The sequence below is a fragment of the Streptomyces racemochromogenes genome, from assembly GCF_039535215.1.
In the GTDB taxonomy this organism is placed as follows: Bacteria; Actinomycetota; Actinomycetes; order Streptomycetales; family Streptomycetaceae; genus Streptomyces; species Streptomyces racemochromogenes.
This window is the reverse complement of the sequence record NZ_BAAAWT010000001.1, coordinates 4,307,033-4,326,896: the sequence shown is the minus strand read 5'-3', so window position 1 is coordinate 4,326,896 and position 19,864 is coordinate 4,307,033. Positions and strand designations below refer to the sequence as shown.

At 74.2% G+C, this 19,864-nt stretch carries 12 protein-coding genes; 7 read left to right on the top strand and 5 right to left on the bottom strand.

Annotated elements, in window-relative coordinates; translation table 11 throughout:
- The first annotated feature begins 294 nt into the window (after positions 1 to 294).
- The 5 genes from ABD973_RS19975 (at position 295) to ABD973_RS19955 (ending at position 9,502) form a co-directional block, all read left to right on the top strand.
- Entirely contained in the window at positions 295 to 3,423 is a 3,129-nt protein-coding gene (locus ABD973_RS19975; RefSeq protein WP_345504662.1) for an FtsK/SpoIIIE domain-containing protein, read from the top strand.
- Positions 3,424 to 3,527: 104 nt separating this feature from the next.
- On the top strand, positions 3,528 to 4,913 hold the full coding sequence (locus ABD973_RS19970; protein ID WP_125821285.1) for an ABC transporter substrate-binding protein: 1,386 nt from the start codon (positions 3,528 to 3,530) through the stop codon (positions 4,911 to 4,913).
- 4 nt (positions 4,914 to 4,917) lie between these two features.
- Positions 4,918 to 6,252, top strand: coding sequence for a carbohydrate ABC transporter permease (locus tag ABD973_RS19965; RefSeq protein WP_386381760.1), 1,335 nt, complete (start codon positions 4,918 to 4,920; stop codon positions 6,250 to 6,252).
- Positions 6,249 to 7,112 carry a carbohydrate ABC transporter permease gene (locus tag ABD973_RS19960; RefSeq protein WP_125821286.1) on the top strand — a complete coding sequence of 288 codons (864 nt, stop codon included), beginning with the start codon at positions 6,249 to 6,251 and terminating at the stop codon, positions 7,110 to 7,112. The genes ABD973_RS19965 and ABD973_RS19960 overlap by 4 nt, the downstream gene beginning before the upstream one ends.
- A gap of 107 nt (positions 7,113 to 7,219) precedes the next feature.
- Positions 7,220 to 9,502, top strand: a complete 2,283-nt coding sequence (locus tag ABD973_RS19955) for a bifunctional glycosyltransferase/CDP-glycerol:glycerophosphate glycerophosphotransferase (RefSeq protein WP_345501271.1) — start codon at positions 7,220 to 7,222, stop codon at positions 9,500 to 9,502.
- 185 nt (positions 9,503 to 9,687) lie between these two features.
- Here the strand turns inward: ABD973_RS19955 and ABD973_RS19950 are convergent, their stop codons facing one another.
- Complete coding sequence (locus tag ABD973_RS19950) at positions 9,688 to 10,308, bottom strand: TetR/AcrR family transcriptional regulator (RefSeq protein WP_125606108.1); 621 nt, start codon at positions 10,306 to 10,308, stop codon at positions 9,688 to 9,690.
- A 147-nt stretch (positions 10,309 to 10,455) separates the two neighbouring features.
- Between ABD973_RS19950 and ABD973_RS19945 the strand changes: the two genes are divergently transcribed.
- Positions 10,456 to 11,355 (top strand): ABC transporter permease, encoded by a 900-nt coding sequence (locus tag ABD973_RS19945; protein ID WP_345501267.1) that lies wholly within the window; start codon positions 10,456 to 10,458, stop codon positions 11,353 to 11,355.
- On the top strand, positions 11,348 to 12,130 hold the full coding sequence (locus tag ABD973_RS19940) for an ABC transporter ATP-binding protein (RefSeq protein WP_345501265.1): 783 nt from the start codon (positions 11,348 to 11,350) through the stop codon (positions 12,128 to 12,130). The genes ABD973_RS19945 and ABD973_RS19940 overlap by 8 nt, the downstream gene beginning before the upstream one ends.
- Before the next feature lie 126 nt (positions 12,131 to 12,256).
- Here the strand turns inward: ABD973_RS19940 and ABD973_RS19935 are convergent, their stop codons facing one another.
- The 4 genes from ABD973_RS19935 to ABD973_RS19920 all read right to left on the bottom strand — a co-directional run bounded on the left by ABD973_RS19935 (position 12,257) and on the right by ABD973_RS19920 (position 19,743).
- Complete coding sequence (locus ABD973_RS19935) at positions 12,257 to 17,224, bottom strand: NAD-glutamate dehydrogenase (protein WP_345501263.1); 4,968 nt, start codon at positions 17,222 to 17,224, stop codon at positions 12,257 to 12,259.
- A 366-nt stretch (positions 17,225 to 17,590) separates the two neighbouring features.
- Positions 17,591 to 18,331, bottom strand: coding sequence for an HAD family hydrolase (locus tag ABD973_RS19930; protein WP_345501261.1), 741 nt, complete (start codon positions 18,329 to 18,331; stop codon positions 17,591 to 17,593).
- Positions 18,328 to 18,828 carry a DUF6912 family protein gene (locus ABD973_RS19925; protein ID WP_125821292.1) on the bottom strand — a complete coding sequence of 167 codons (501 nt, stop codon included), beginning with the start codon at positions 18,826 to 18,828 and terminating at the stop codon, positions 18,328 to 18,330. Before ABD973_RS19925 ends, ABD973_RS19930 begins: the two co-directional genes overlap by 4 nt.
- 465 nt (positions 18,829 to 19,293) lie before the next feature.
- Positions 19,294 to 19,743, bottom strand: coding sequence for an Rv3235 family protein (locus tag ABD973_RS19920; RefSeq protein WP_345501258.1), 450 nt, complete (start codon positions 19,741 to 19,743; stop codon positions 19,294 to 19,296).
- Positions 19,744 to 19,864 lie beyond the last annotated feature (121 nt).

Genomic DNA, 19,864 nt, shown 5'->3' with positions numbered 1-19,864 from the left:
CATTTCCCCGGTTTTCCCCCGACGGGGTGGCCGCATTCGCCCCGGTGGGTGAACCCCGCCACCGGAATCCAAGATCATTTATTGACGGGTGCCGGGCGTGTTGCGGGCGACAGGTGCGAGGATGCACCCGTACGGAACGGCCGGGACGGGAGCCCTGCCTTCCGGCATACCTGAACGGACGACGCGTCCGTGCCGGGCGGGGGGTCGATCGGGCGGGCAGCCACCGCCGTCCCCCTGCCGGGCGCACGCACGCACCGCGCACTGCGCTCCGCGCAGAAGGGACCGCTGACGGCGATGCAGATCCGGCTGACCGTCCTCGGGTCGCGCAGCGGCCACCAGGCCGCCACCGCACCCGCCGGCTGTGACGTGCTCGTCACCGCGCCCGCCGGGACCGCGCTGGCCGCGGTCGCCTCCGGACTCGCGGCGGCCGCGGGCGGCCCCGACACCGGGGGCACCACCGTGCTGTACGCCGGTTCGCGCCGCCTCGACCCGCAGCGCGCCGTACTCGGCGAACCGCCCCTGGTGGACGGGGCGGTGCTGCACCTGCACGTCCCCGGACCCGACACCGCCGCCGTCCCGGCCACCGACGGTCCGGGCACCCCGCAGCTGCACGTGGTGTCCGGTCCCGACGCGGGCGGGGTCCACCTGCTGCACCCCGGGTCCGTGCGGATCGGGCGCTCGGCGGACGCCGACGTGCCGCTCGACGACCCGGACGTGTCGCGGCTGCACTGCGCGGTGACCGTGCTGGCCGACGGCCGGGTCACGGTCGCCGACCTCGGCTCGACGAACGGCACCACCCTGGACGGCGCCGACGTCGGCGCCGCCTCGGTCCCGCTGGCGCCGGGCGCGCTGCTGCGGATCGGCGAGTCCACGCTCCGGCTCGCCCCCGCGGGCGGCGAACGGCCGCTGGCGGTCGTCCCGGACCTGGAGGGCCACCTCGGCCTGCCGGACGCCTCCGGCGGAGGTACGGGAACCCGCGCGGCCGGGGACACCGGCCCCGGCGACGCCGCCCGCCCCGGCCACTCCGGCGCGCCGGGCGCGGCCCCGGGGGCCGACGGCGGCACGGGCACGGGCCCCGGCACCGGCGGAACGCGGCCCGGCCCGGGTGCGGGTGCCCCCGAGCCCGGTACGGGGCCGCAGGCCCCGGCCGCCGCCGGACCGAAGCGGCCCTTCCCCGCCCCTTCGCGCAACGCCGGCTCCGCCCCCGACCCCACCCCGGGCCCCGGCGTTGCCGGGTCGGCGCCGCTGGGCGCGGCTGCGGCCGAGGCGTACCCCGCCGGCCCCGCGGACGGCGGGGCCAGGCCGCCGCGCCGCCGCGGCGGGATCGGCGCGTGGGCCCGCAAGTGGGTGCGCGGCGACGAGGACGACCCGGGCCGGCCGGCCGATCCGGGGACGCCCGCGCAGGCCGCCCCCGACGAGGACGACCCCGCGGCCCTGCTGCTGGCGGCGCTCGGGCCCACCGGACGGCTGTGGTCGCGCGGGGCCGGGCACCCCCGGTTCATGGAGGCGGGGCTCGGCGCGGGCAGCCGCGTCACGTTCCCCGAATGCGGCTCGCTCGGCGTCGCCGGACCCCGGGCACGGCTGACGGGAGTGGCCCGCTCGGTGATCGCCCAGCTCGCCGCACTGCACTCGCCGGCCCGGCTGGAGATCGTCCTGCTGGCCGCCGACCGCGCCCGGCCCCTGGCGGAACGCCGCCGCGACTGGGGCTGGCTCGGCTGGCTGCCCCACGTCCGGCCCGCGCACGGCCAGGACTGCCGGCTGCTGCTCGCCTACGACCGCGACCAGGCGGCCGCCCGCACCGCCGAACTGACCCGGCGGCTGGAGGACGGCCCGCTCGGCACCGGCTGGGCGGCCGCGGACCCGGCGGCGCTGCGGCAGGCCGCCGCCGGGTACGAGGGCCCGCGCACGCTCGTGGTCCTGGACGGCGACCCGGACAGCGCGGCCCTGCGCGACCTCACCGGCCGCCTCGCCTCGCACGGGGCCGCGGCCGGCATCCACCTCCTGGTCCTCGCGCAGACCCCGGCCGCCACCGCGGCCTCCCCCGTCGCCACGACGTACGAGTCGGCCTGCGCCGCCACCCCCGCGTTCCGGGACTGCGGCCGGATCGCCCTGCTCAGCGGCGACGTGGCCACGGCCGTACGCGGCTTCGCGGTCAGCGGCGGCCGCCCGGTCGCCGCCGGCCCCACGGCGGTCGCCGACGGCGTCTCGGCGGCCTGGGCGGAGCGGTTCGCCCGGGCCCTGGCCCCGCTGCGCGCCGACGGCGTCCAGCCCGGCCCCGGCGCCTCCCGCCCGGCCGCGGCCAACCTCCCGGCGGCGTCCCGGCTGCTGGACGAGCTGGGGCTGGCCCGCGCCACCCCGGCCTCCCTGATGGCCCGCTGGGCGGAGGCCACCGAGCAGGGGCAGGGCGTCGGCGGCCTCGCGGAGGTCGTCCTCGGCTCCGGGCGGCGCGGGCCGGTCGGCGCCGAGCTGGTCCACGACGGCCCGCACCTGCTCGTTCAGGGTCCCGCGGGGAGCGGCCGCACGGAGCTGCTGCGCTCCATCGCCGCGTCCCTGGCCGCGGCGGCCCGCCCCGACCGCCTCGGCCTGCTCCTCCTCGACGGCGCCGGCGGCGAGCGCGGCGACGGTCTCCTGCCGTGCACGGAACTCCCGCACGTGTCGGCCCACCTCGTGGCCTGCGACCCGCTGCGCATGCGCGAGTTCGCGCAGGCCCTCGGGGCCGAGCTCAAGCGCCGCCACGAGCTGCTGGACGGCGTCCCCTTCACCGAGTGGCACGCCCGCCGCGAGCTCTCCGACCGGATGGTCTCGCCCCGCCGGCCGGCGCCCGGCGAGCTGAACGGGGACATCGACTCCCCGCGCACGGGCACCCTGCGGCTGCGCGCCGCCGCCACCCGCACCGAGCCGGCCGCCGGGCCGACCCCGCTGCCCCGGCTGGTGGTGCTGGTCGACGACTTCGACGCGCTGGTGGCCCCGGCGCTGGGCAGCCCCGGCCGGCCCGCCGCCGGTTCGCTGGTGCGGATCCTGGAGGGGGTGGCCCGGGAGGGCACCCGGCTGGGCGTGCACCTGGTGGTGGCCAGCGCCCGCCCGGAGCGGACCGCCGACACCGAGGCGGCCCGGCTGGCGACGCTGCGGGTCGAGCTGGACGCGCCCGACCAGCCGGGGCCGGGCCGGGGGCGGCTGCTGTACGCCGACGGGCGTGCGGTGCCGTTCCAGGCGGGCCGGGTCACCGGCCGGATCCCGCGCACGGCGACCCTGAGGCCGACCGTCGTTCCGGTGGAGTGGGAGCGGATGGGCGACCCGCCGGCCCGCCGCCCGGTGCGCGAGCTGGGCAACGGGCCGACCGACCTCGCACTGCTGGCCAGCGCCCTCGACCGGGCCTCCCACCTGGTCTCGGCGATACCGGTGCCGTTCCCCCAGGCCCCCTGAGCCGCCCCGGCTCCGCGGCGCGCGGTATTGCGGGGGTGCGCGGGTCGGCGTAGACCTTGTGGCACGCGGCACACCACGGGCACGACGGCATCGGGGGCGAAACCATGCGCACACAGCACGGAACCGGCCACACGAAACGCACGGCGGCAAGAGTCTGGGCGGCGCTCGCCGCGGCGGGCGCGCTCGCGCTCACCGCCTGCGGCGGCGGGGACGGCGACGGCGGCGGCACGGGCGGGTCCACTCCGTCCGGGCAGCAGAGCGCCCACACCGTCGAATTACCGAAACTGCCCGGCGAGAAGCTGGAGGTCGCCGCGGTCTGGACGGGGCCCGAGCAGGCGAACTTCACGAAGGTGCTGAAGGAGTTCGAGAAGCGCACGGGCGCGAGCGTCACCTTCGTCCCGGCGCAGGACCCCATCGTCACCTTCCTCGGCACCAAGATCGCGGGTGGTCAGCCGCCGGACGTGGCGCTGCTCCCCCAGGTCGGGGCGCTGACGGCGGCGGTGCGGAACAAGTGGGCGCAGCCGGCGGGCCCGGAGGCGCGGGCGCAGCTGGAGAAGAACTACGCGCCGGGCTGGCGCAAGCTGGGCGCGGTGGACGGCACCCAGTACGGCGTCTACTACAAGGCCGCCAACAAGTCGCTGGTCTGGTACAACGCGAAGGCCTTCGAGGCGGCGGGCGTGAAGCCCCCGGCGACCTGGAAGGACTTCCTGTCGGTCGCCGACACGCTCTCCGCGTCGGGCACGGCGCCGGTGTCGGTGGCGGGCGCGGACGGCTGGACCCTCACGGACTGGTTCGAGAACGTCTACCTGTCGCAGGCGGGTCCGGAGCTGTACGACCGGCTGGCCCGGCACGAGATCAAGTGGACGGACGACAGCGTGAAGCAGGCGCTGACCACCCTGGGGCAGCTGTTCGCCCGCAAGGACTTCCTGGCGGGCGGGACGGCCGGGGCGCTGGCGACGGAGTTCCCGAAGTCGGTGACGCAGACCTTCACGGGCGGGGACCGGCCGGCGGCGGCGATGGTCTTCGAGGGTGACTTCGTGGCCGTGAACATCGCGCAGACCAAGGCGAAGGTGGGCGAGGACGCCCTGGTGTTCCCGTTCCCGGCGGTCGGCGCGAAGCCGCCGGTGGTCTCGGGCGGGGACGTGGCGGTGGCGCTGAAGCCGGGCAAGGGCGCGCAGGCGCTGCTGACGTTCCTGGCGTCGGCGGACGCGGCGGCGGTCCAGGCCCGGGAGGGCGGGTTCGTGTCGCCCAACAAGGCGGTGGACCTGGCCGCGTACCCGAACGACATCCAGCGGGGCATCGCGAAGGCGCTGATCGCGGCGGGCGACGACTTCCGCTTCGACATGTCCGACCAGGCTCCGGCGGCCTTCGGCGGGACGCCGGGCACCGGTGAGTGGAAGGCGCTCCAGGACTTCCTGGCGAACCCGTCGGACGTGGCGGGGACGCAGGAGAGGCTGGAGGCGGAAGCGGCCAAGGCGTTCGGGAACTGACGCCGTGGCGGCGACGGCCAAGCCCGGGGCCCGGCCCCGGGCGCAGCGCCGCCGGGACGTGTCCCGGCGGCGGCTGGTGGCGGCGGCGTTCCTGCTGCCCGCCCTGGTGCTGCTGGGCGCGCTCGTGGTGCAGCCCATCGGCTACTCCCTCTACCGCAGTCTCTTCGACCGCTCCGGCGACGCCTTCGTCGGGGCGGGCAACTACCGGCGGATCCTGAGCGATCCGGTGATCCGTACGGCGCTGCGGAACACCGCCGTGTGGGTGGTGTTCGCTCCGGCGGCGGCGACCGCGCTGGGGCTGGTCTTCGCGGTGCTGACGGAGCGGGTGCGCTGGGGGACCGCGTTCAAACTGGTGGTGTTCATGCCGATGGCGATCTCGATGCTGGCGGCGGGCATCATCTTCCGGCTCGTGTACGACCACGACCCCCAGCGGGGCGTGGCCAACGCGGTGTGGGTCGGGGTGCACGACACCTTCGCGGAGTCCTCCGCCTTCCCGGGAGCCCGTCCGGGCCGGGACTCCCCGCTGGAGCCCGCCGGCGGCGGTGCGCTGGTGACGCGGGGCACGGTGCGGGCGGGCGAGCCGGTGCTGCTTCCGCTGGTCGGGGTGGCGCCGGAGGCGCTGCCCGGGGGAACGCGTGCGGCGGGGCGCGCCGCGGTGGTGCCGGGGAAGGTGACCGGCACCGTCTGGCAGGACTTCACCCGGGGCGGCGGCGGCCTGCCGAACGTGGTCGACCCGGCGGAGTCGGGCCTGTCCGGGATGCGGGTGGAGGCGGTCAAGGACGGCCGGGTGGTGGCTTCGGCGACGGCCGGCCCCGACGGCACGTTCACGCTGCCCGCGGCGGCCGACGGGGCGCGGCTGCGGCTGCCGGAGTCGAACTTCCGGGCGGCGTACGCGGGGGTGGAGTGGCTCGGCCCGGTGCTGGTGACCCCGGCGGTGATCGGGGCGTACGTGTGGATGTGGGCCGGGTTCGCGATGGTGCTGATCGGGGCGGGGCTGGCGGCGGTGCCGCGCGAACTGCTGGAGGCGGCGCGGGTGGACGGGGCCGGTGAGTGGCAGGTGTTCCGCCGGATCACGGTGCCGCTGCTGGCGCCGGTGCTGGTGGTGGTCCTGGTGACGCTGGTCATCAACGTGATGAAGGTCTTCGACCTGGTGTTCGTGATCGCTCCGGGCGCGGTGCAGGACGACGCGAACGTGCTCGCGCTCCAGCTGTACCGGACGTCCTTCGGGACGGACGCCGATCCGGGGCTGGGCAGCGCCATCGCGGTGCTGCTGCTGGTGCTCGTGGTGCCGGTGATGCTGCTGAACATCCGGCGGATGCGGAAGGAGGCCTCCCGATGAGCACCCCGGCGAGAACCGCGCCGCGCGTCCTGCGGCGGCTGGCGGGGAGCGTGCTGCTGCGCGCCTTCCTGGTCCTGGCCGGACTGTTCTGGCTGCTGCCCACGCTGGGTCTGCTGGTGTCCTCCCTCCTGTCCCCCGACGACCTGAACCGGGGCGGCTGGTGGCGGGCGCTGACCGAGCCCGCGCGGCTGACGGCGTCCAACTACGCGCACCTGCTGGAGAACGACACCATCACCGGCTCGCTGCTGAACACGGTGCTGATCGCCGTCCCGGCGACGCTCCTCGTCCTCGTCCTCGGCGCGTTCGCGGGTTACGCCTTCGCCTGGCTGGAGTTCCCGGGCCGGGACTGGCTGTTCCTGGTCGTGGTGGGGCTGCTGGTGGTCCCGGTGCAGGTGGCGCTGATCCCGGTGTCGGAACTCTTCGGTTCCATCGGCCTGTTCGAGACGACGGCGGGGGTGGTGCTGTTCCACACGGCGTTCGGGCTGCCGTTCGCGGTGTTCCTGCTGCGCAACTTCTTCGCGGAGATCCCCCGCGAGCTGCTGGAGGCGGCCCGGCTCGACGGGGCGGGCGAACTGCGGCTGTTCGCCCGGGTGGTACTGCCGCTGGGCGGGCCGGCCATCGCCTCACTGGGCATCTTCCAGTTCCTGTGGGTGTGGAACGACATGCTGGTGGCGCTGGTCTTCGCCGACTCGGCGCACCCGCCGGTGACGGTGGCGCTCCAGCAGCAGGTGCGGCAGTTCGGGAACAACATCGACGTGCTGGCGCCCGGCGCGTTCCTGTCGATGGTGGTGCCGCTGCTGGTGTTCTTCGCCTTCCAGAGGCAGTTCGCGACGGGGGTGATGGCCGGCGCCGTGAAGTAACCCACCGCCACCGCGGCGACCGGGTCCGACATGGGGTGTTGACGCTGCGTAACCCGAATGCCGCACGCTGCGTAACCCGATCGCCGCGCGCGCGGTTCCTGGGCAATATGCCCGCGCCGACCCATGGATGTGCCGTGCCCCGGTTCAGCGTCATCGTGCCCGCGTACAAGGTTCAGGCGTACCTCCAGGAGAGCCTGGACTCGGTCCTGTCCCAGTCGTACCCGGATCTGGAACTGATCGCGGTCGACGACGCCTCCCCGGACGCCTGCGGTTCGATCATCGACGAGTACGCGGCCCGCGACCCCCGGGTCACCGCGGTGCACCTGGCGCACAACCTGGGCCCGGGCCCGGCCCGCAACGCGGGTCTGGCCCGGGCCTGCGGCGACTACCTGCTCTTCCTCGACGGCGACGACGTCCTCACCCCCGGCGCCCTCCAGGCGGTCACCGACCGGCTCAAGGCCACCGGCTCCCCCGACGTCCTGGTCTACGACCACGCCCGCACCTCCTGGACCGGCGAGACCGTCCGCGACCGGTCCGCGCACCGGCTGTCCGAGGAGGGCCCGGCCAGCTTCCGGCTCGCCGACCGCCCGGGCCTGCTCGGCATGCCGATGGCGGCGGGGAACAAGGCGTACCGGCGCGAGTACGTGGAGCGCGAGGGCCTGGAGTTCCCGCCCGGCTTCTACGCGGACACCCCCTGGACCTACCCGGCGCTGCTGGCCGCCGAGTCCGTGGCCGTCCTCGACCGGGTCTGCGTCCACTACCGCCGGCGCCGCACCGGCTCGGTCACCACCACCCTCAGCCGGCGCCACCTCGACGTCTTCGACCAGTACGACCGGGTCTTCGGCCACCTCGCCGCCCGTCCCGAGCTGGACCGCTGGCGCCCGGCCGTGCACCGGCGGATGGCCGAGCACTTCTGCGCCGTGTACGCGGACCCGCGCCGCCTCCCGCGCGCCGCCCGCGCCGAGTTCTTCGCACGGGCCTCGGCCCTGCTGCGCCGCCACCGCGTCCCGGGCGGCCCCGGGTCCCTGCCGCTGTCGCTGTCCCGCGCCGACCGGCTCCGCCACACCCTGATGCGTCTCGGCGCCCGGCGCGCCTACGGGCTGGCCTCGGCCGTCCGCGCCGCCTCCCTGGCCGCGGGCCGCGCCGGGTCCGCGCTGGGGCGGGGGCTGCGCGAGAGCGCCCTGCGCCTGCACTACCGCGTGCAGCGGCTGCTGCCGCTGCGGCCCGAGCTGGCGGTGTTCACCGCGTACTGGCACGGCGGCTACGCCTGCAACCCGGCGGCGATCGAGGCGAAGCTGCGGGAGCTGGCCCCGCGCATGCGCACGGCGTGGATCTGCGACCCCCGGTACGCGGCCACCCTGCCGCCCGAGACCACCCCGCTGCGGCCGGGCTCGGCCGCGTACTGGAGCGCCCTGGCCCGGGCCGGGTACCTGACGACGAACGTGAACTTCGACCGCGCCCTGGTCAAGCGGCCCGGCCAGATCCTGCTCCAGACGCAGCACGGCACCCCGCTCAAGCGGGTCGGCCTCGACCTCCAGGACCGTCCGGCGGCCACCCCGACCACGGACTTCGAGGGGCTGCTGCGCGGCGCCGACCAGTGGGACTACCTGCTGTCCTCCAACCGTCACTCCACCCTGGTGTGGGAGCGGGCCGTCCCGGCCTCCTACACCACCCTGGAGTACGGCTACCCCCGCAACGACCCCTTCCACCGGGCCGGGCAGGAGGAGGTCCTGGCCCTGCGCGAGCGGCTGGGCATCGCCCCGGGCACCACCGCGATCCTGTACGCCCCGACCCACCGCGACTACCGGCGCAGCCGGCCCGAGCACCTGGACTTCGAGCGGGTCCTGCGGGACCTGGGCCCGCGCTTCACGATCCTCGCCCGCACGCACCTGACGTACGCGGGCACGGAGTCCGCCCGGGACCCGCACCCGAGGCTGCTGGACGTCTCCGCCCACCCGTCGGTGGAGGAGCTGTGCCTCGCCTCGGACGCGCTGGTCACGGACTACTCGTCCCTGATGTTCGACTACGCGTCCCTGGACCGGCCGATCGTGATCCACGCGGACGACTGGGAGGCGTACGAGGCCGCCCGCGGCACCTACTTCGACCTGCGCGCCTGTCCGCCGGGGGCGATCGCCCGCACGGAGGACGAGCTGGTGGACATCTTCGCCACCGGCCACTGGCAGGGCTCCCGCTCGGCCCAGCTGCGCACCGCGTTCCGCTCGCGCTTCTGCTCGTACGACGACGGCCACGCGGCCGAGCGCGTGGTCCGCCGCGTCTTCCTCGGCCAGTCCACCCCGCTCCCGGCGATCACCCCCCTGGAGGACCGCCGCCCCGCTCCCCCGGCCTCGGCTCCGGACCTGACGCCCCTCGCCACCGGCCTCTGGCCGTAGCCCCGCCATCCAGCCCCGCCGTCCAGCCCCGCCGGCGTTTGAGGCGCGGGGTCCGGGGCGGAGCCCAGGGAGGGGTCCGGGCGCAGCCCGGGGAACGGGCGAAGGGCGGGGAGGGGACCTCGCCCCGCGCGGCGGCCCCGGTCAGGCCCGCCACCCCGCCCGGCCAGGGCCACGGCACCCGGCGGCTAGCCGACCCGCAGGCCCGCCACCACCGAGCGGGCCAGGCCGTCCAGGTACGCGGCCGGCACGGCGTCCCGCACCACGACCTGGCGCCAGTACAGCGGGCCGATCACCAGGTCCAGGGCGTGGTCGGGGTCCGCGCCGGCCGGGAGCTCCCCCCGGGCGACGGCCTCGGAGACGATGCCCTCGGCGAGCCGCCGCTGCCCCTCCACCAGCGCCCCCCGCACCGCGTCCGCGATCTCCGGGTTCCTGGCGGCCTCGACCAGCAGGTCGGGGATCACCGCCGAGGCCACGGGGTGGCGCAGTACGTGTGACATGACCTCCAGCAGGGCGCGTACGTCCCCGTAGAGGGACCCGGTCGCCGGCACGGGAATGCCGTCCGCGGCGACGGCGCCGATCAGGTCGAGCACCAGGTGCAGCTTCGACTTCCAGCGCCGGTACACGGCGGTCTTGCCGACCCCGGCGCGCCGCGCGATGCCCTCGATCGACATCCGGGCGAAGCCCACCGCCGCGAGTTCCTCCACCACGGCCGCCCGGATCGCCTCGGTGACGTCCTCGCGCAGGACGGCGGCGCCGGCGGGAGCGCGGCGGGCGGCGGCGGGTGCGGCGGCGGAGTCCTTGGTCATGCACAGAGCATAGCGGCGACGCCGTCACCTGCCCGTCACGACGATACGGTTGCGTTCCGACGACCCACGCCCTACTGTCACCGTAGCGACGATACGGACCCGTCCCATCGTCAGGCGACGCCCCAGACCTCCGTCGAAAGCGACCCCGTGACCACCGTGACCCCAGCGGCGCCCGCGCCGCCCTCCCCCGCGGAGCTGGCGGCAGCCCACGGCCTGACCGTCAGCGGCGCCCGCCCCTCCCTCCCCCGCTACGTCGCGCAGCTCTGGAACCGCCGCCACTTCGTGACGGCGTACGCGACCGCCCGGATGCACGCCACGTACAGCACGGCCAAGCTCGGCCAGGTCTGGCACCTGATGACCCCGCTGCTCAACGCGGCCGTCTACTACTTCGTCTTCGGCATCGTCATGCGCGCCAGCCACGGCGTCCCCGACTACGTGCCGTTCCTGATCACCGGCGTCTTCGTCTGGGACTTCATCGGCAGCTCCGTCAACGCCGGCACCCGCGCCGTCCACAGCAACCTCGGCCTGGTCCGCGCCCTGCACTTCCCCCGCGCCAGCCTGCCCATCGCCTCCGTGGTCCAGCTCTTCCAGCAGCTGCTCGTCACCATGGCGGCCCTGGTCGTCCTCCTCCTGGCCTTCGGCCAGGCCCCCTCCGCCTCCTGGCTGATCGCGGTCCCGGCGCTCTTCCTGATGGCCGTCTTCTGCGCCGGCTGCGCGATGGTCATGGCCCGCATCGGCAGCAAGAACCCGGACGTCAGCCAGTTGATGCCGTTCGTCCTGCGCACCTGGATGTACTCGTCCGGCGTGATGTGGTCCATCGACACCATGCTCAAGACGGACCACCTGCCGCACTGGGTCTCGCTGATGCTCAAGACCAACCCGGCGGCCGTCTACATCGACCTGATGCGCTTCGCGCTGATCGACAGCTTCAAGGCGGGCTCGCTCCCGCACCACGTGTGGCCGATCGCCATCGGCTGGGCGCTGCTCGCCGGCGTCGGCGGCTTCGTCTACTTCTGGAAGGCAGAGGAGGAGTACGGCCGTGGCTGACACCGACACCCGTGTCCCGACCGTCATCGCGGACGAGGTCCACGTCGTCTACAAGGTCCACGGCGCAGGCCGCAAGGGCAGCGCCACCGCCGCCCTCAGCCGGATCTTCTCCCGTCGGCCCGCCCCCGGCGTCCGCGAGGTCCACGCCGTCAAGGGCGTCAGCTTCACCGCGTACAAGGGCGAGGCGATCGGCCTGATCGGCTCCAACGGCTCGGGCAAGTCCACCCTCCTCAAGGCCATCGCCGGCCTCCAGCCGGTGGCCCGCGGCGCGGTCTACTCGCACGGCCAGCCGTCCCTCCTCGGAGTGAACGCGGCCCTGATGAACGACCTCACCGGCGAGCGGAACGTCGTCCTCGGCGGGCTCGCGATGGGCATGACCAAACAGCAGGTCCGCGAGCGCTACCAGGACATCGTCGACTTCTCCGGCATCAACGAGAAGGGCGACTTCATCTCCCTGCCCATGCGCACGTACTCCTCCGGGATGGGCGCCCGGCTGCGGTTCTCGATCGCGGCCGCCAAGGACCACGACGTCCTGATGATCGACGAGGCCCTCGCCACCGGCGACGCCGCCTTCCAGCGCCGCAGCCAGGCCCGCATCGAGGAACTCCGCGCCCAGGCCGGCACCGTCTTCCTCGTCAGCCACTCCATCGGCACGGTCCGCGAGACCTGCGACCGCGCGATCTGGCTGGAGTCGGGCGTCCTCCGCATGGACGGCCCCTCACAACAGGTCTGCGACGCGTACGAGGCCGCCAGTTCCAGCCCCGCCGGCGTTTGAGGCGCGGGGGTCCGGGGGCAGACCCCCCGGCAACGGCGCCGCACCCGAAGACGTCAACGGGCCGGGCCCGGAACCCCAGATGGGGGTCCCGGGCCCGGCCCGTTCCGCTACCGCCAGCGCCAGCGACTACGCGTGGGACCGCAACAGCGACCGCATCGTCCGCATCGCCACCGACAGGTTCGCCAGGTCGAAGTCGTCCGAGCCCCGGATCTCGTCCAGGGTCGTCCGCGCCCGCCCGATGATCGCCGCGTTTTTCTCCTCCCACGCCTTGAAGCGCTCCTCGGGAGTGGAAGAGCCGTTGCCCACCGACAGCACGTCGGCCGTCAGCGCGGCGTGCGCCGCGAACAGGTCCTCACGGATCGACGCGCGGGCCATCGACTGCCAGCGGTCGGACCGCGGCAGCTCGATGATGCGGTCCATCAGCTGCGTGATGTCCAGACGGTCGGCCAGGTCGTAGTACACCTCGGCGACGGACAGCGGGTCCACGCCCGTCCGGTCCGCGATGGCGACGACGTCCAGCGTCGGGAACGCCGACGAGAAGCCGGCCACCTTCGCCGCGAGCTCCTCCGGCACGCCCTCGCCGGTCAGCTCGTCCAGGATCGACTGGTACCACTCCAGGTCCGCACCGCGCACCAGCTTCGGCAGCTCCGACCAGACCTCCGACACCCGGGCCCCGAACAGCTCGATCGTCTCGGTGATCTGGAGCGGCTGCGGCCGGTTGTTCAGCAGCCAGCGCGTGGCCCGCTCCACCAGGCGCCGCGAGTGCAGCCGCACCCGGGTCTGGACGTCGGCCGGGACCTTGTTGTCCAGCGCCTCGACCGCGTCCCACACCTCGGCCAGGCCGAAGATCTCACGGGCCGCGAGCTGCGCCCGGACGATCTCCTCCGTGGAGGCGCCGGTCTCCTCACGCAGACGGTGCAGGAAGGTCGAACCACCGGTGTTGACGGTGTCGTTGACCAGCAGGGTGGTGATGATCTCCCGGCGCAGCGCGTGCGCGTCGATCTGCTCCGGGAATTTCGCCCGCAGGGCGCCCGGGAAGTACGCGTGCAGCAGGCGGCGCAGGTACGGGTCGTCCGGCAGCTCGGTGTGGATGAGCTCGTCCGCCACCGTGATCTTCGTGTAGGCGAAGAGGACCGCCAGCTCCGGCTGGGTCAGGCCCTTGCCGGTGTTGAGCAGCTCGCGGATCTGCCGGTCGTTGGGCAGGAACTCCAGCTGGCGGTCCAGCAGCCCGTCCCGGCCCAGGCGGCGCATGAAGCGCTGCTGGGCGTGGAGCAGGCTCGGGGCCTGCGCGGAGGCGTTGGCCAGGGCCGTGTTCTGCGCGTAGTTGTTGCGCAGCACCAGCGAGCCGACCTCGTCGGTCATCTCGGCGAGCAGCTTGTTGCGCTGCTTGACGGTCATGTCGCCGTCCGCGACCACCGCGTTCAGCAGGATCTTGATGTTCACCTCGTGGTCGGAGGTGTCCACGCCCGCGCTGTTGTCGATGGCGTCGGTGTTGACCTTGCCGCCCTCGCCGCCGGCGCCGGTGCGGGCGAACTCGATGCGGCCCAGCTGGGTCAGACCCAGGTTGCCGCCCTCGCCGACCACCTTGGCGCGTACGTCGGAGCCGTTGACGCGGATCGCGTCGTTGGCCTTGTCGCCGACGTCGGCGTGCGTCTCGGCGGTCGCCTTGACGTACGTGCCGATGCCGCCGTTCCACAGCAGGTCCACCGGAGCCTGCAGGATGGCCTGCATCAGCTCGGCCGGGGTCATCTTGGTGACGCCCGCCTCGATGCCGAGGGCGGCCCGCATCTGCGCGTTCACCGGGATGGACTTGGCGCTGCGCGGGTGGACCCCGCCGCCCGCCGACAGCAGCGCGGTGTCGTAGTCCGCCCACGAGGAACGCGGCAGCTCGAACAGGCGCCGGCGCTCGGCGTACGAGGTCGCCGCGTCCGGGGTCGGGTCGATGAAGATGTGCCGGTGGTCGAAGGCGGCGACCAGGCGGATGTGCTCGGAGAGCAGCATGCCGTTGCCGAAGACGTCGCCGGACATGTCGCCGACGCCGACGACCGTGAAGTCCTGGGTCTGGGTGTCGTGGCCCAGCTCGCGGAAGTGCCGCTTGACGGACTCCCAGGCGCCGCGGGCGGTGATGCCCATGCCCTTGTGGTCGTAGCCGGCCGAGCCGCCCGACGCGAAGGCGTCGCCCAGCCAGAAGCCGTACGACTCCGCGACGCCGTTGGCGATGTCGGAGAAGGTCGCGGTGCCCTTGTCGGCGGCGACGACGAGGTAGGTGTCGTCCTCGTCGTGGCGGACCACGCCCTTCGGCGGCACGACCTCCCCGCCGACCATGTTGTCGGTGATGTCGAGCAGCGCCGAGATGAAGATCTTGTACGAGGCGATGCCCTCGGCGAGCCACGCGTCGCGGTCCACCGACGGGTCCGGCAGGTTCTTCGCGACGAAGCCGCCCTTGGCGCCGACCGGCACGATCACCGTGTTCTTGACCATCTGCGCCTTGACCAGGCCGAGCACCTCCGTACGGAAGTCCTCGCGCCGGTCGGACCAGCGCAGACCGCCTCGGGCGACCTTGCCGAAGCGCAGGTGGACGCCCTCGACGCGCGGGGAGTACACCCAGATCTCGAACGCGGGGCGCGGGGCCGGCAGGTCCGGGATGGCCTGCGGGTCGAACTTCATCGACACGTACGAGTGCTGCTCGCCCGCCTCGTCCAGCTGGAAGAAGTTCGTCCGCAGCGTCGCCTTGATCAGCGTCAGGAAGGAGCGCAGGATGCGGTCCTCGTCGAGCGAGGCGACCTGGTCCAGGGCCCCGTCCAGCTCCTCCATCATCGCGTCGATCAGCTCGGTGCCGGCGGCCTGACGGCCCGGCGACATCCGCGCCTCGAAGAGCGAGACCAGCAGCCGCGTGGTGTGGACGTTGTTGCGGAGGGTGTCCTCCATGTAGTCCTGGCTGAAGGTGGAGCCGGCCTGGCGCATGTACTTGGCGTACGCGCGCAGCACGACGGCCTGGCGCCAGGTGAGGCCGGCGCCCAGGACGAGGGTGTTGAAGTTGTCGTTCTCGGCCTCGCCGGTCCACACGGCCGCGAAGGCCTCCTGGAACCGCTCGCGCGCGTCGTCGCCGAGGTACGCGTCCCCGTTGCCCGGGGACGTCGGCATCCGCAGACCGAAGTCGTAGATCCAGGCGCTGACCCGGTCGCTGCGGCGCAGCTCGTACGGCCGCTCGTCGGTGACCTCGACGCCCAGGCGCTGCAGGACCGGCAGGACCGCGGAGAGGGAGACCTGCTCGCCCTCGCGGTAGATCTTGAAGCGGCGCTCGCCGGGGCCCGCGCCGACGGGCTCGTACAGCGACAGCGCGAAGGGGCGGTCGCTGGCGGACAGCTTCTCCAGGTGGCACAGGTCGGCCACGGCCGCGCGCGGCGAGTGGTCGGCCTTGTAGCCCTCGGGGAAGGAGGTGCCGTACTTGCGGCTCAGCTCGGCGGCGCGCTCCTCGCCCAGCTCGGCCGTCAGCGCCTCGCCGAAGCCGTCGGCCCAGGAGCGGGCCGCCTCGACCAGGCGGGTCTCGACGCGCTCGACGTCGGCGTCGGTCAGCAGGGGCAGCTCGGTGCCCTGCGGGACGCGGACGACGAAGTGGATGCGGGAGAGGATCGACTCGGTGTTCCAGGCGGTGAAGTCGACGCTGGTGCCGCCGAGCTCCTCCCTCAGGATGTCCATCAGCCGCAGCCGGACACCGGTGGTGAACCGGTCGCGCGGCAGGTAGACGAGCGCCGAGTAGTAGCGGCCGTACTCGTCCTGGCGCAGGTACAGCCGCAGCCGACGGCGCTCCTGGAGGTACAGCACGGACGTGGCGATCTCGCGGAGCTTGTCGACCGGGGTCTGGAACAGCTCGTCGCGCGGGTAGGTCTCCAGGATCTGGAGCAGGTCGCGGCCGTCGTGGCTGGACGGCGAGAAGCCGGCGCCCTCGAGGACCTCGGCCACCTTGCGGCGGATCACCGGGACGCGGCGCACCGACTCGGTGTACGCGGCGGAGGAGAACAGGCCGAGGAAGCGGCGCTCGCCCACGACGTTGCCGTCGGCGTCGAACTTCTTCACGCCCACGTAGTCGAGGTACGAGGGACGGTGCACGGTGGCGCGGCTGTTGGCCTTGGTCAGCACCAGCAGGCGGTGCTCGCGGGCCTTGGCTCGGGCGTCGGCGGGCAGCCGGTTGAAGGACGGCGAGACGGGGTGCGCGTCCTCCTGGCCGCGGTGGACCGGGTCGGAGCGCAGGATGCCCAGACCGGTGCCGGGCACGGCGGAGAGGGCGTCGCCGTCGACGAGGTTGTACTCGCGGTAGCCGAGGAAGGTGAAGTGGTCGTCCGACAGCCAGCGCAGCAGCTCACGGGCCTCTTCGAGCTCGTACTCGCGCAGGTCCGGGGCGGTGGGCTCGTTCGGCAGCTCTTCGGCGATGCGCAGCGCGGCGTCGCGCATCTTCTCCCAGTCCTCGACGGCCTCGCGGACGTCGGACAGGACGCGCAGCAGGTCTCCGGTGATCTGCTTGAGGTCGGCCTTGTCGGTCTCGCGGTCGATCTCGACGTGGATCCAGGACTCGACGAGGGAGTCGTGGGGGCGCGCGGTCTTGGGACCGTGGGCGTCGCAGTCGGGGCCGAGGATCTCGATGAGCTTGCCGGTGACGTCACGACGCACGACGACCTGCGGGTGGATCACGACGTGGATGCCGCGGCCCTGGCGGGACAGCTCGTTCGTCACGGAGTCCACGAGGAACGGCATGTCGTCCGTGACGACCTCGACGACCGAGTGGCTGGAGGTCCAGCCGTTCTCCTCGACCGTGGGGGTGTGGACCCGGACGCTCGCGGTGCCCTGCGGACGGGTCTCGGCGAGCCGGTAGTGGGAGAGCGCCGCGCCGAACACGTCGACCGGGTCCCGGTCGGCGAGGTCCTCGGGGGCGGTGTGCAGGTAGTAGCGCTGGAGGTAGGAGAGCGTCGTGCCCGGGTCGGGGCGCTCGCCGTGCTCGGACCCAGTCGGAAGTAGCCCCCCGGCCGGGCTGTTCTCAGCTACCCGTGCCGCCCGCGCGAGCAGCTCGGCCTTTGCTTCGTCCAGCTTGGTCTGCATGTCCTCTGGCTCCTGTCGCGCGCCATTGCGTGACGTAGGTGGTGAAGGAAGGAATGACAAAGCGCCGCGATGAGGCGGGATGTCCGTCCGGATCGGTTTTCGACGCCGCGGCGTCGGGAGGGCCGCCGGGGAAGGCTTCGACCGTGATCGACAGGTCCCGGCGGCGGGGATCAGCGAAGGCCCGGCCGCGGAGGCGCGCCGGGCGCGGGTCGGGGGCGTCAGTGCCCCCGAGGACTATCGCGCTGATCACGGGTACAAGGCTATCTCGCCCCACCCCCCGGTCGTCATTCACTGCATCTGTACAAAACCGGGGGCAAAACCTGGACACTCTGGCCAGAGGCGTGGCCGGAACGGTCCGTTACCGGCCTATCCGGCCAGCTCACGGGCCATGGCGACGGCCTCGGCCAGGCTGTCCACGACCGGGACCCCGGCGGACTCCAGGCTGGCGCGGCTGTGCGACCCGCCCGTGTACAGAACGGCGTACGCGCCCACGTGCCGCGCGGCCGTCGCGTCGTCCACGGCGTCACCCACCAGGACCGTACGGCGAGCGGTCACCCCGGCCGCCTCCAGTGCGGCCATATGGCGTACGAGGTGCCCCGCCTTGGACGTGTGCGAGGGCCCGACGCGGCCGTCGACGCGCAGGAAGTGCACGTCGATGCCGTGCTCCCGGACCAGGGGCACGAGCTTCTCGTGGGGCGCGAGGGACAGCAGGGACTGGGTGAGCCCGTCCGCCTGCCACCCCCGCAGCAGCTCCCGCGCCCCCTCGGTGAGCCCCGCGTCCTCGGCGGCGGCCCAGTAGTGGCGGTGGAAGGCCTCGTCCATCACGGCCCACTCGGCCTCCGTGGGCAGCCGGCCCATCAGCCGCTCGTAGAACTTCGGCACCGGCACGACGTACAGCTCGCGGTACCGCTCCAGCGTGAGCGGGGCGAAGCCGAACTCGGCGAAGGAGGCGTTGGTCGCGGCTATGACGGCGTCGATGTCGTGCAGCAGGGTGCCGTTCCAGTCCCACACGATGTGGGCTCCAGCGGCGTTCGACCCGGCGTTCGTCGGGGTGCTCGTCGCGGCGTTCGTCGCGGCGTTCGTCGCGGCGTTCGTTTTCCTGCTCATCCCAGCAGCCCCGGGATCTCCTGCACCCCGAACCACAGCAGCTCGTGGTCCTCGGCGCCGTCCACGGTGAACTGCGCGTCGTCGTCCCCCGCGTCGGCGGCCGCGAGGGCCCCGGCGGCGGCCGCGACGTCACCTTCGGCGTCGTCGGCGTCGGCGTGCACGGCGGCGGCCGCCTTCAGCCGCACGGCGGCGCCCAGGGTGACCTGCCCGAGGGCGGCCTCGTCCAGCCCGGGCACGGCGGTGGCGGCCTTGTCGTCGACGTCGACCGCCACCACGACCCGCCGGCGGGGGGCGGCCGCGTCGGCGGCCAGCAGGCGCAGCGAGGCGAGGGCGGCGCGGCTGAGGGCGGCGTACTCCAGCTCCTCGACGTCGTCCGACACGTACCACTCGCGCAGCCCGGGCGTGACGGCGTACGCGAGGAGCGGGGCGGGCCCCAGCTCCCCCGCCTTGTGCGCCTCGGCGAGCCCGGGGAGGGTCAGGGGGACGTACACGCGCATGGCCGGCTGCTTTCGGTAGTCGGAAACGCCCTCAGGATACGACCCGGTCACGCCCCCGGACCCGACGCCCTCACCCCTCCGCGCCGCCACCCGCCACGGCCGGCAACCGCCGCGGGCGGTGCACTTACGGGGGCTGGCGCGCCCGTCCCCCCGGGGGTCGGCAGCCTGCCCACGGGGAGGCCCGCGGCGCCGGCCCCTGCGGGGGCGGGGCCCGGGGCTACAGCGCGCGCCCGGCCGACGCCCGGCGCCGCGGCAACCGCCCACGGGACGCCGGGCCGCGTTGGCCCCTACGGCAGTGGCCCTGGACTACAGCGCCCGCCCCGCCGTCCCCCGGTGTCGCCCACCTGCCCACAGGGACGCCGGGCCGCGCCGGCCCCTGCGGGCTGCGGGGCCCGGGGCTACGGCGCCGGCCCAGCCGTCCCTCGGCACCGGCAGCCCGCCGGCGGAACGCGTCCGCAGCCGCCGCTACTGCCGTGGGCCCTGGACCTCGACGGCCGCGCACCGCCAGCGTCGGTCGGGGCCCTGTTCCAGCCGGAACGCCATCGCCGAGACCCGGTCCCCGGTCGAGATCCGGGCGAAGGCCTCGATGACCCCGGGCCCGGGGTGGAAGCGCCCGCAGTGCCGCAGCACCGGCCGCAGCCGGTCACGCAGCGGGCCGTGGGGGGCGAGGGTGACCAGCTGCTCGTACGCCTCGCCCACCGTGAGGCCGAGCAACGAGTGGACGGGGCGCTGGCCGCTCAGCACCGCCAGCAGGCGCTCCGCGAACCAGTCGTGGGGGGCCAGCCTGCGCACCTGCCGGGGCACCCCCGCCGGACGGCGCTGGTCCCGCCGGCCGGCGGGCCGCGTCCGCCCCGCCCCGCCGGGCCTGCTGCGACTGCCCTCGCCGCCGACCGTGCCGCGCGTGGTGGTGTCCATGGCGTTTCCCCCGATCAGACCGAGCCCGGCGGTACCAGGCGGTAACTTGATGCGGGTTTTCTACGGCCGCCGAACACCCTCCGCAACCGGCGCCGACCCCCCGGCCCCGACCCCGCCGAGG